Here is a 12,363-nt window from a genome sequence, read left to right on the forward strand (position 1 = left end):
TTATAAAGCATACTTCAGTGTCAGCAAATAATTGCGGGTTGCACCCGGGTAAAACTGGTTGGAATAAATGGCGTTTGCAAAGTATTTCTCATTCGCCAGATTATTTACATTCAGGCGCACTCCTACCTTGCCAAACTGGTAACCCAGTGCGGCATCGATGGTGGTGTAAGCATGTAATACATAGGTGTTGGCACTGTTGGTATAGGTATCGCTCATATAGTTGGCACCAGCACCAACGCCCCAGCGTTTCAGCTGATAGTTCGCCCACAGGTTCGCCATATGTTTAGGTGCCAGTGCTACGATATTGCCAGCTACGCTATTGGTCAGCGACTTGTCAGCATAAGGGAGGTATTTGGCAAGGGTGAAGGTATAACCGGCATTCACGTCCAGTCCTGCCAGCGGACTACCTTGCAATTCAATTTCGTATCCTTTTGACTCCGCCGCACCAACACGTTTGTAACCACCGCCGGCAATGCTTTCTACCTGATTGTTCTTTCTCATATAGTAAAGGGAACCATTCACAGACCAGTTATGGGTAATGTCATAACGGGTACCTACTTCCCCCTGGTAACCATCTTCCGGTTCGAAGGTCTCGCCATTGTTGGCAATCCTTCTGCTTGGCTTGAAGTAAGTAGAGTAGGAGCCATAGACAGACCATTCTTTCAATGGCTGATACACCAGGCCTGCACGGTAGGTGAGTGCCGCGGTAGGGATCTTTGTCTCCGCACCTCTCTCCGTTACATTCCTGTTTTTATCGACCTTGTTGGTGAAATAAGTACCCCGGAAGATATCGTAACGTAGGCCAACAAGACCTTTCAGTTTGTCGGAAAGTTTTATCCACTCCTGTACATACAGCCCATGAACGGTTTCTTCTGAAGCCTTGTACTGGTAAGGCGTGTAACTGATATACCCCTGATTTAAGATAGGATCCTGTACAGCAACAGTGGCGTACAGACCATCTCCATATATGTTGGCACTATACGTTTTGCGATCTAAATTACTGTAAGAGTAGCCTACGAGGATTTTATGTTCAATGTGACCGGTATGCACGTTGTAAGTCAGTTCCAGCTGATTTTGCAATGGCCTGGTCAGGTGATTGAAATACAGTGGAGAAGTACGTGTCAGTGAGTCGAGTGACTCATTGAAGGTCAGTTCTTCAGTAGATAAATAATCGATATTATCATTGGAATAGGAGAGCTGATCAGAGAGCACCAAAGCATCGCTGAACTGGTGAGTATAACGCAGTTGATAGCTGGTAGTGGTGTTCTTCAGAAAATCGGCCGGGTCGTTGTAACGGGTATTTACATTTATACCGGGAGCAGGTTTGCTACCTGTCAGCATAGGGATACCGGCGTCAGTAGCGTAATGATCCTTGTTGGCACCAACGGTGAAGTAGAAGTTATCGCGTGCAGTAGGTGTGTATTCCAATGCGAGGTATGCATTGTTGGTATTCACAGCGGCATTGCGATAACCATCAGTAGCAGATAATCCTGCATCAACGCGGTAGAAGAGGTTTTTGCTCAGCGCACCACCGGCACCTACGCGCATTCTGCGGGTATTAAAGCTACCATAGGAGGCGGAGAAGTCCGCTTTTTGCTCCGTAGTAGGGCGTTTGCGCACCATGTTGATAATGCCGCCTAATGCAGAGTGACCGAAAAGTACAGAGGCGGGACCTTTCAGCACTTCAATCCTTTCAATATTCGCGAGATTGGTGCTGGGCGCACTGGTGCTGATGTTGTGACGTTCATCTCTGACACCGTCTACCAGCAATACAAAGTTGTTGAAACCACGGATGGTGAAGTGCTGAAAACCGCCGTAGGTGTTGTTTGCACGTACCCCGGTCACGTTTTTCATAGCTTCGCCCAGGTCGTCAGTGCCTCTTTGTTCGATGGTTCTGGAAGATACAGCAGTCGTAGTCAATGGGAGATCCCGGATAGGGACATTGATCTTGTTGATGCTGGAACGTTGGGCATGATTGATGGTGACTTCAGCTAATTGTTTGACAGTAGTGTCAGCAACAGATTGTGCCTGCATGGTGGCGGCGGACAGTGTACATGACAGCAGAATACCGGCGAAGGTGAATGTAGATGTTTGCATTGATAGAGTTGATGAAGAAATAATAATTCTCCTTGACTTTACCATGCTTTTGTGGGGAAGGAATGGAGGTGTGGTATAAGCACACGATGGTCCGTAAGTGAATACACTCCGGATTTAAAACTCCAAACCTTGACGTTGCTTCAGTCCACGAAAGCATTGCCAGCGTAAAAAAGGCAGGTCTCCTGACTTGTAACATTGCTGCCGTCCTTCCCGATCATATCGATCAGTGGACATTGGTGGCAGCAACTGTGATTGTTACTTACAGTTGCGGGACAGTTCGTGATTTTCACACGATTCCCTATTAATCTGCTGTTAAACAGAACCTTTTTTAGGTGGGGGAAAGAAAAGAACTTAAAAACGTGGGCGAAGATAGGGATTTGATTTAAAATGGGAAGGTGTTTTTAATGGAGTCTATTGTTTGGGAAGAATAACCGTTTAAAGGGATTATTGTTTTTTAGTAAAGTTCGTTTGAAAAAAAACTCATTTGAGAAGGAAATATTACCCCATTTTTCAGGGGTAATACTATTATTTTTTTGTGGCAGCGTCAAATACACGGCAGAAATTACCTCCGCCTATTTTGCCTATTTCTTCTTCATTAAAACCTGTTTTTAGCAGTGCATCCACTACTGCGTAGTAGAAGCCTACATTTTGATCAGCCCATGCAAGATTGGTGCGTTCGCCGACGCGGGGTTTTTGAGGGCCATTTTCTTTAGGTTTGTTTTGCTCACCTTCCGGACCACCTTTATGCTCACCACCCGGTCCTCCGCCAAATCCAGATTGGGCACCCGGCTTGTGATACGGAGGCGTCATCTTCGTATCCGTACCAATACACACATGATCTACACCTACAATATCCACCAATGCCCTGATATTCTGTGCATACTCCAACGGGGTATCCGCCAGATGCGTCCACACGCCAATCACTCCACCTGCATCTGCCACTACTTTCGCATTCTCCCTGCTGATGAGCCTTTTGTACATCATCTTCGCCATCCCGGGATTATTCCCCAGCTGTGTATTCAACCCTGTATGAGAAATAAACACCGGTTGTGCAGCCACCTTCAATGCCATTGCCACCGTATTCCCATCGCAATGTGCGAGGTCCACCAGTATACCTAGCCTGTTACATTCCCTGATCACATCTGCACCAAACGTAGTTAGTCCTCCAAATGCAGGTTCATTCGTATACACATCCCCCAAAGGCACTGATGCATCGCTGTCGTGTAATAAAGTAAGATGACGTAACCCGCGTTTATAACCTATTTCCACTCTTTCCACCTTTCCTTCCAACCAGTGTGCGCCTTCAACAGACTGAATCACAATTGGCTGTTTTTTCTTCTTTGCTTTGCGCAGATCTTCCATGTTCAGGGCCCGTTTCATCTTGTTTTTAGCCAGTTCAGCATCCATTGCTGTCAGGCCATTCAGGAAACGATCATAGGCTTCTCCGTTGGGATCTAATTTCTTGTAGTCAACCGCAAAGGTCATGCAAATGGCTGATAAACCAGAGCGTTTCATCTCTCCTGCCAGGTCAACATCGGGCCCAGGAATATCTTCTTTGGTCAAAGGAACGTCTACGTGATTATGTGTATCAATTCCGTAAGTAGCTGCTACGATAGCTGCTACACGTGGGTCTATGTCACTGATAGCCCATGATGATAAGGGGTTTAGCATCATTGCTGCCCCTGTGCCGGATATGGCGGTTAGGAACTCCCGCCTGGACCATGCTGATAGAGATTTCATTGTCATTGCCAGTTAAGGGGACTAATTTATAGAAAAGGGGGTAGGTTAAAATGTTAAAACAGAAGACCGGAAAATGCCTTATTTTACTGGTATTCCCATAATTATTCAGGATGTGAAATGCGGATACTTTCCAAACTTTTATGTGTATAATTTAATCATGGATGGTTTTCGAAGTCAGGATATGGGGAGTTTTTCTTTCGAAAGATGCCGTATTCAATTTAATCATTCATCCCTTTCCCCGCCAGAATCTGCGGAATATATTTCTCTATCCTTGCTTCCCGCGTTTTAGATTGTTTAGCCCCTGAAAAGAAAAACACATATGCTTTTTGTCTGCCGGGAGTGAGTGCCTCAAATGCTTTTTTTAATTTCGGTTGTTTATGAAATTGTTGCTGCAACTCTTCAGGAATATTAACCGGCGTCTTCTTTGTATCCACTTTCAACCCTGCTTTCTCTACTTCTATAGCTTCGTAAATACAAGCCTTTAGAATAGCTGCTACCTGCGTGATCTCTTTTACATTCGTAAATCGTGCCTGCCGGCCTACCTGTGTATTCTCGCCAGTTTTTACAAGGATACCATCAGGATCGGTGAGCAATGCCCCCTTGAAAAAGAGGAGTGCGCAATAGTCTTTAAACCCCTGTATGATCACGATGTTTTTACCTTCGTAATCAAAGCAGGGCTTACCCCACTTAGTGGCTTCATTGAGGCCACAATCCTGTATGATCTTTCTCAGTTTTTCAGTTTCCTTTTCCCACATCATTGGTTATAATATTTTAAAGCTAAAATAGCTCCAATCAGTTATAATGTAAATATAGTAATTAACCGCTCTAACATCGTTGTATTATAAAAAGGAAGTGATACCGGATTGATCTGCTTTAAACTTGATGGAGGCAGATAAGTAAGCTTTAATCCAAAGTCTGCATTGTGATGTATGTAATTTATCCGGTACGGATAAAAACCTTTTTCCAACGGTACGATATACGTATACGTGAACTCGCTGGAAGACCCTTTCCAGCGGATCAGTTCCTGACCATTCAAATAGAATTGTGAATCTGTATCAGCATTGAATACAAATACATAATACCCGGCTTCTTTCGCCTCCATCCAACCATTTACTTCGAGGTTAAAATCATTCTTCCGCGGGAGCGTTAATTTATCTTTGATGATCCCTGCCAGTTTCGGTTTTTTCAGATCCTCCTCGTAATACTTATAACTCGTCTCAGCTCCTCCTTTGGCCGCTGCTTTCAGGGGCTTACCAGTAGTGAACACACCTGATTTCATTTTATCATAGCGTGCGCGGTTGGTAAATTGTCTGATTGTCAGCTTCGCAGTATCATCAATATTCACGATCCCTTTTATTGCAGGCGAAGAGATCGTAGGGGTTGTACCATCCAAAGTATAACGCATATTTGTTGTATCTCCAAAAGACCATACATTGATAGGTTGTCCTTTTATCACTATCCCATTCATCGGATGAAAACTAATATGGCTTTTATTCCAACCGAAAGTAAATTTCAAACCATCGTAGGTGCTCTTTAACCGGATAGAACTATGTGTTTCATCAGTATATTGAATTACCTTCCATGTCAGTTCCGCAGGTGCTTTTTGATGAAGTATCGTATCTATATCTGTTACCTTCATGGCTTCCGCTTCTCTACCCAGTCTGCCACTGATGAATAAGGTATGATTGGAACCCGCCAATGCCGGCAGTTTCTCCGGGGCTATTTTAGGTATATAGCCATGGTCCCACCACAGACTGGGGTCAACAGCAATGTATGATTTGAATACATCAGGTGCTGTCAGTAAGGCATTGATCACAAACAGTCCGCCCAATGAATGCCCCCAAAGGGTATTATCTCCATTGGATGGATAATTCTTATTGATATAAGGAATCAACTCATCTTTGAAAAAATGCAGGAAGTTGTTGCCTCCACCCGAAGTAGGCCAGTCTTCCACATGGGTGGGTGTAAGGTCTTTGTTACGATCAATGCCTAATACACTCACTACAATGGTGGGTGGTACACTCCCTTCACCTTCTATAAATCGTTGTACATTGTTGATTAGACCGGTATTCCAGTTGCCTCCGTCCAATACATAAATTACGTCGTAACGGGTATTGCTTCCCGGCTTGTAATCTTGTGGTGTAAATACCTGGATCAATCTTTCCTGTTGTAAGATGGTAGAGTAAATAGAGTCAATTCTATTACCTGTATATACGCTTCTTACGGTATCCTGTGCCTGCACTGTCCCCGTTATAATGAGGATAGCAAAAATGAGACTCCTTACTTTCATGGTGGTTTAGGTTAATTTTCCCTAAGATAAGTACATTTGTATATATGGAGATCATGAAAGATCATTTAGAAAATCGTAAGAATGTTTTCAGATAAACAGATAAATGGTCTGCCAGTTTGCGATAAGGATCTTTTCCTTCCTGCGGAGGACTGTATTGGTATACAGGCGGGTCATCTCCTTCATCGAGTCTGAAAAACCAGAACTGCCCGGTTACGCCCGAACCACTGAAAGGGAATTGGTTTTTATCCTTCATAAAGTCGGTACCATCTTCTTCCGCATTTTCCCTTGCCATATCATGTAGTGCCTGCATACCATCATACGAACCATCACTGAAAGCGACGATATTAAACGCAGCAGAGGGCCCCACAATGCGGATGAGTTCTCTGAACGCTTCAGGGAAGGGTGCACCGAAGCCTGTTTCTAATTTTTTAATAGTTTTTTCGTTGGATTTGGTCGTCTGGTAATAGTCGGCTACAAAGCCGAGGTATTGATACTTCATAGAATAGGTTGCGCTACAAGTTAATAAAAAAAACGAACAGTAAAGACCGCTGCCATTGGCCTGGCTTTTGAAGTCACAATCATATGGAAAACAAAACGATCGTAATAACAGGTGCATCCAGTGGCGCAGGCAAAGCGACTGCCCTTGAGCTGGCTCCGGAAAGAGTAAACCTTGTGCTGGCAGCCAGAAATGAGACCGCTTTATTGGAACTGGGAGATGAATGCCGGGAGTTAGGCGCTGATGTATTGGTGCTGCCTACTGATGTAGGAGATCGCACTGCGATGCTGGAACTGGCGCAGAAAGCCTTTGAATGGAAAGGACGTATCGATGTGTGGGTAAATAACGCCGGTGTACTGGCTGCAGGGACTTTTGAAGAAACACCGTGGGAAACTCATCAGCAGGTCATCACTACTAACCTGCTTGGTTATATGAGTGGCACCCATGCTGTACTCCCATTTTTCAAAAGACAGGGTGCGGGTATCCTGATCAATAATATTTCCATTGGAGGTTATATTCCTGTTCCTTATGGTAGTGCTTATACAGCCAGTAAATATGCACTCAGGGGATTTTTTGAATCTATCAAAGGAGAGTTGGCAGCATGGCCGGACATTCATGTGGTAGACCTGTATCCTGCATTCCTTGATACCCCTGGTATACAACATGCGGCTAATTATACGGGTAAGGTATTGAAAAATGCACCGCCGGTATCTGATCCTAAAGTGGTGGCGGAAGCTGTGAAGGCTTCTATCTTACGGCCTTTGTCAAACAGGTATCCGGGTGGTGTGCCAAAGTTGTTTAAGTTGGGGCATGCACTGGCACCGGAACTGATGGTGAAGTTTACGGGTTTATTGATGAGGGGGTATTTTAAAAAGGCGGATCCGATTGCAAAGACAGATGGGAATATTTTCAACACAGTGGATTATTCAATGAGTACGAATGGAAACGCAAGGCCACGGTTGGCAAGGAGTACAAGGCAGCAGATAGCGGTTGGGTTGGTGATGGCAGGAGTGGGGTTCCTGGCGATTAAGTTATTGACGGGAAAGAAGAAGTTGGCCTAATCATTCGTTACATTTCTCGCCGCCAATGCATCAGGTGTATCTAATAATAATTTCTTCAATTTTTTGCAATCTGGTGGCTGTTTCGCAAGATTATCCACCATTTTTCAGGTTGTTGCGAATTTAACGAAATCCCGCTTCCCTGCAATGTTTCGACTATGTTATGAAAAGAACTTTACATCTGGCGGAATAGAGTTAAATTAAATTTCATAAATTAGGCGATACATCCCTTCAAGAAAATGAAACTTAGTGCCTGTATTCTGATTGTTTGTACACTTTTTCCATTCATTGCCTATCCGCAAAAGACACTGCTTGACAGCCTTTTGGCCGATAAACATATTGCCGGTTTTGAAGCGATCACTATTGAGAAAGGCAAAGTGACCTGGACGGGCTACTACGGTTATCAAAATATAGAAAAGAAAATACCCGTAGGACCTAACACAATTTTTGAAGCTGCCTCCACATCAAAAACAGTCACCGCCGCTGCTTTAATGCAATTGTATGCAGCTGGCAAGTTTAAGCTGGATGACGATGTTAATCATTACCTTGATTTTCATCTTGTCAATCCCGCATTCCCGAATAAAGCAATTACTTTCCGACAACTATTACAACATCGATCTTCCATTGATGATAATGTAGACTACCTGCATGAATTTTGGGAAACCAACCATGGAGATCCTACCATTCCGCTACCTGCATTTATAAAGGATTATTTCACAACACAAGGCAGGCATTATGACAAAGAAAAGAACTTCTACACCTATCCACCCGGTGCCAAAACGAATTATTCCAATATGGGGATTGCATTGCTTGGATACCTTGTAGAAAGGCTTTCCGGCGTGGACTTTAGCACATATTGCAAAACACATTTATTCAAACCGCTTGACATGCCGCATACCGGTTGGTTCCTGCATGATGTAGATAGTAGCCAGGTTGCTATGCCATACCGGTATTCCGATTCGCTGCATACCTATCAACCTTTAGGTTATGGTGGATTTCCTGATTACCCCGCCGGTAGTCTGCATACAAATGTCACACAGTTTGCCCATTTCCTCATTGCCTGGACGGGGCAGGGGATTTATAATAACAAGCAGGTGATAGATAGCAATGCTATCCAGACATTGACCCCTGATGAATTTAACCAGGGGTTTCATACCTGGTTCCAATATGCAACGAATAAAGGCGCTATCTTGTATTGTCATACCGGTTCTGCAAACGGCGTTTCTTCATTTATATCCTACAGTCCGGGGAGTAAAAAAGGGATGATCTTTCTCTGTAATGGAGAACTGGAAAATAGCAAAGCATGGAGAGATATAATTGATACCCTTTATAGTCAGGGGTTTAAATGATATCCAGGCGAGTAAATAATAGCTTTCTGAAAAAAATAAAGTCGACCTTATAAGAAGAGCGTGTATCTTTCTTTTAAAATACACGCTCTTCTTATATTCATTCACTGTTAACTATTCACCCAGTTTGAATGATTTCGCCACCTTATCAAATACCGGCCTGTACTTCGTCTTCTTATCAGGCGCACAAATTCCTGTAATCACATACGCAATACCATCAGCCGGAAATACATACGCCATCAGATCCGCTTTCACTCCCTGCATTTCCATCGTATAATTATACCATGCACCATGTATCCCATTTGCCTCAATATCTCCATTTGCCACTACTTTTGAACCCGGTAATATTTGTTCCAGTGAAGACAGTGATTTGTTAATATAAGTTTTGAGCGACACCCCCTGCATAGACTCCGTCACCATATTAATATTGGGATTTGGTACTTCACCCGTTTGCGGAGAGAAGATATAGTAGTAATTAATCCCCTGAATCGTCTTACGATCCGTAGTCCATCCTTCAGGTGTGTCTAAATGAAAATGCTCACTACCTTTGTTTAAGTTGGTTTTGTCAATGTAGTTTAAAACGTCTTCTGCAGTTTTGGGTTGCTTGTTATTATTACATGCAAAAGCCAGGGTTAAAACGAGTAGTCCCAATATTTTTTTCATTCTATCAGAAATTTTGGTTGAAATCTACTACGAAAATAGTATTTCTTGTCATATGACCTGCCACTATTCTTCCTTTCATACTACCTTTACCGTATATTTTGCTCTCAGTGCCTGTGCCATATGTCTTTGTTCATGTGCTATCGTAAAACGGAATGTATCGCCTAGTGAGAATTTTAACCAGCTACCTAATGTCGTGGGAATTTTGATGCTTTCAAGATGCACAAGTTTTGCCTGTTCCAGTAGCTGCTTTGTTCTTTCCTGCCAGCTGATAAATTCATTGACTACTTGTTTTGCATCAAGGTCCGCGAGTGGTCTGTAGCCCTTTGGCGCCTGCATCTTCATCCCCGGATGACCATCGGCTTTGGGCATCATCAGCTTTGTAAAATAATTCCCCAGCCAACCACTTTTGAATACTGGTGATGGAGAAGGAGGCAGACTGCCCGTCAATTTTCCCGTAATCGCCTTTTCGATGGCCGGAATGTAGAATCGGGCATATGCATTCAGGTGGTCCAGGCATTGCGCCGCACTCCATTTGCCTGGTGCAGGCTGGCGCAATAACACTTCTTCCTTAGCAGGTAATAATTGTTCTTTTGCAATGTTCAACAGTACATCTACCTGCTGGTGCAATTCATTTAATAATGTTGGGGTATCAAATTTGCGTGACATAATGTGCCAAATATAGGAATTTGCCCCGACCTGCGGGGCAATTTTTATATCCGGTAAAAGGTCGCAAGATCAATAGAAGATAGGTTTGTAAATCCCACCTGGCGCAGTAATGTCACTAACTGCCCACGATGATAAGTAGAATGATTGATGATGTGTGAAAACGTATGTACAAATGGTAACTGTGCTTCTCCACCACGTGGATACCTGAATGTAACAGGCTCCATCAGATCGTGTGATGGATAAGTGGTTAAAAAATCTTTCATACCAGTCGACGCCTTTTCCCAGATAGCCATTAACTCCTGTTTAGTACCTGCAAATGTATTAGAGATAAACACTGGTGCAGGATCTTTTGTCCAGAAATCAATCCAGATCTTCTCTGCACTGGCTATGTGCAAGGCCGTTTGTCGTACACTACCGAAACTACTGGTTACCACCTGTTCCCATTGTGCATCTGTGATCTGTTGCAACCATTCGATCGCTTTATAATTAGCCCAGATATTATAACTGGCTAAGTCGAGGAGATGTGCTTTATTCATGGCCCAAAGGTAGGCGTACATGCAGGGGGTAAATAACAGGCAGGCGTTCTAAAAGTATCGCTAAGCGTTCAATTGGTATTGCTTGGGCGTAATACCATATACCTGTTTAAAAGACTGGATAAAACTCGAAAGGTTTTCATAACCCAGTTCATAATAGATCTCACTGGCTTTGCGGTGTTCATGGCGTAGCATCTTTGCCGCCCTTTCCATTCTCTTTTCCAACAGCCATTTATTCGGGCTATTGCCATAGATGCGTGCAAATTTACGCTTGAATGAAGAAAGACTCATATTGCAAAGAAAGGCCAGTTCTTCCACGGTGATATTACTATCAATATGTGAGGTGATGGCCTGACGGATCGCAAGTTCGTCGTCACCTTCGTAACTCATGTTCCTGATCTGCTCTAATTGCCCGGGATAATGTATAGCAAGGTATAAGAACAGTTCTTCCAGTTTTATTTTTTGCAACTCAGGATGAAATGACTTGTCATCTGTGAGCATGCAATCAAGGGAACGGACGAAATTGTCCAGAAATTCATCTTTGTCAAATCGTAGAAATGGATGAAGAGCTGATCGTTTAGTAGTAGTACCCAACAAAGCAGTATGCCGGTTAAAAAAATCAGACAATAGCTGATTACTGAATAGGATCAGGATGCTATGATAGTCTGCATTCTCCGCCGCGATCTTCTCACTCATCAGGCAGTTGCCGGCAGCCAGTAATACAAACTGATGTGGTTGAAGGGTGACCTGTGTGCCTGCAAAATGAACCGTTTTTTCACCATCCAGCAGGAAGGTGAACATGTTTTGTTCCAACATGATCTTCGTTCTCTGTGCTGGTGTTTGAGTACGGTAGCGAATAATAGAAACAGGCATACTGCAAAGTTAATTAAAACTGCAGATGAATATCCGGGTTATAGATCTCCTTGATATTTCCCGGAGATGCCAGCTCCTTAAACTATTTAAAGATGAGGTAGACCTAAAACTGAAATTGTTGGGAAGGCTACTGACATAGGGTTGTCACCCGGGGCCCTTTATTTTGTACCCAGAATAAACAATTATCGCATGAATCTTTCCTCAATTCGTATTATTACTGCTGATATTCAGGGCCTTGTTAAATTTTATGAAGATGTTACAGGTCTTAAGTTTACCTGGTTTACGGAAGACTTTGCCGAATTGAAAACTGCCGGTGCGGCGCTGGCGATAGGTAGTACCCGTACCCTTGCACTTTTTGGTGGCAATGTGGCGGAGCCGGCACAAAACAAATCAGTGATCATTGAATTTAAGGTAGATGATGTAGATGCTGCTTATGAGCGTATACCTGCGGAAACGGTTGTACAACAGCCTACTACTATGCCCTGGGGTAATCGTTCTTTGTTATTCAGAGATCCGGATGGGAGCCTTGTTAACTTTTTTACGCCTGTTACAGAGGATGCTAAGAAGCGATTTGCTTAAGCAGGAAATTCCATTTTTGCCA

The 12,363-nt window shown here is 43.5% G+C and carries 12 protein-coding genes and 1 riboswitch; of the genes, 3 read left to right on the forward strand and 9 right to left on the reverse strand.

Annotation, left to right across the window (positions count from 1 at the left end):
* The 5 genes from SIO70_RS16215 to SIO70_RS16235 all read right to left on the reverse strand — a co-directional run bounded on the left by SIO70_RS16215 (position 1) and on the right by SIO70_RS16235 (position 6,626).
* A complete protein-coding gene (locus SIO70_RS16215; RefSeq protein ID WP_320581898.1) occupies positions 1-2,097 on the reverse strand; it encodes a TonB-dependent receptor in 2,097 nt (698 codons plus the stop codon).
* Between the two features lie 154 nt (positions 2,098-2,251).
* A riboswitch (cobalamin riboswitch) is annotated at positions 2,252-2,439 on the reverse strand.
* A gap of 183 nt (positions 2,440-2,622) precedes the next feature.
* The gene (locus SIO70_RS16220) at positions 2,623-3,837 is read right to left on the reverse strand and encodes a dipeptidase (RefSeq protein ID WP_320581899.1); all 1,215 of its coding nucleotides are present in this window, start codon (positions 3,835-3,837) and stop codon (positions 2,623-2,625) included.
* Between the two features lie 218 nt (positions 3,838-4,055).
* Complete coding sequence (locus SIO70_RS16225; protein ID WP_320581900.1) at positions 4,056-4,595, reverse strand: YdeI/OmpD-associated family protein; 540 nt, start codon at positions 4,593-4,595, stop codon at positions 4,056-4,058.
* A 38-nt stretch (positions 4,596-4,633) separates the two neighbouring features.
* The gene (locus SIO70_RS16230) at positions 4,634-6,127 is read right to left on the reverse strand and encodes an alpha/beta hydrolase-fold protein (protein WP_320581901.1); all 1,494 of its coding nucleotides are present in this window, start codon (positions 6,125-6,127) and stop codon (positions 4,634-4,636) included.
* Between the two features lie 61 nt (positions 6,128-6,188).
* Positions 6,189-6,626 (reverse strand): SMI1/KNR4 family protein, encoded by a 438-nt coding sequence (locus SIO70_RS16235; protein WP_320581902.1) that lies wholly within the window; start codon positions 6,624-6,626, stop codon positions 6,189-6,191.
* An 83-nt stretch (positions 6,627-6,709) separates the two neighbouring features.
* Between SIO70_RS16235 and SIO70_RS16240 the strand changes: the two genes are divergently transcribed.
* Together SIO70_RS16240 and SIO70_RS16245 are read left to right on the forward strand one after the other, a co-directional pair.
* Positions 6,710-7,684: an SDR family oxidoreductase gene (locus SIO70_RS16240; protein ID WP_320581903.1), complete on the forward strand. Its 975-nt coding sequence runs from the start codon at positions 6,710-6,712 to the stop codon at positions 7,682-7,684.
* A gap of 236 nt (positions 7,685-7,920) precedes the next feature.
* Positions 7,921-9,030 carry a serine hydrolase domain-containing protein gene (locus SIO70_RS16245; protein WP_320581904.1) on the forward strand — a complete coding sequence of 370 codons (1,110 nt, stop codon included), beginning with the start codon at positions 7,921-7,923 and terminating at the stop codon, positions 9,028-9,030.
* A gap of 111 nt (positions 9,031-9,141) precedes the next feature.
* Here the strand turns inward: SIO70_RS16245 and SIO70_RS16250 are convergent, their stop codons facing one another.
* The 4 genes from SIO70_RS16250 to SIO70_RS16265 all read right to left on the reverse strand — a co-directional run bounded on the left by SIO70_RS16250 (position 9,142) and on the right by SIO70_RS16265 (position 11,762).
* On the reverse strand, positions 9,142-9,690 hold the full coding sequence (locus SIO70_RS16250; RefSeq protein ID WP_320581905.1) for a hypothetical protein: 549 nt from the start codon (positions 9,688-9,690) through the stop codon (positions 9,142-9,144).
* 75 nt (positions 9,691-9,765) lie between these two features.
* A complete protein-coding gene (locus SIO70_RS16255) occupies positions 9,766-10,356 on the reverse strand; it encodes a DinB family protein (RefSeq protein WP_320581906.1) in 591 nt (196 codons plus the stop codon).
* 44 nt (positions 10,357-10,400) lie between these two features.
* The gene (locus SIO70_RS16260) at positions 10,401-10,892 is read right to left on the reverse strand and encodes a DinB family protein (RefSeq protein WP_320581907.1); all 492 of its coding nucleotides are present in this window, start codon (positions 10,890-10,892) and stop codon (positions 10,401-10,403) included.
* Between the two features lie 60 nt (positions 10,893-10,952).
* On the reverse strand, positions 10,953-11,762 hold the full coding sequence (locus SIO70_RS16265) for an AraC family transcriptional regulator (protein WP_320581908.1): 810 nt from the start codon (positions 11,760-11,762) through the stop codon (positions 10,953-10,955).
* A gap of 189 nt (positions 11,763-11,951) precedes the next feature.
* On the opposite strand from SIO70_RS16265, the gene SIO70_RS16270 reads away from it, so the two are divergent.
* Positions 11,952-12,341: a VOC family protein gene (locus SIO70_RS16270; RefSeq protein ID WP_320581909.1), complete on the forward strand. Its 390-nt coding sequence runs from the start codon at positions 11,952-11,954 to the stop codon at positions 12,339-12,341.
* Positions 12,342-12,363 lie beyond the last annotated feature (22 nt).

The organism is Chitinophaga sancti, from assembly GCF_034087045.1.
Lineage (GTDB): Bacteria > Bacteroidota > Bacteroidia > Chitinophagales > Chitinophagaceae > Chitinophaga > Chitinophaga sancti_B.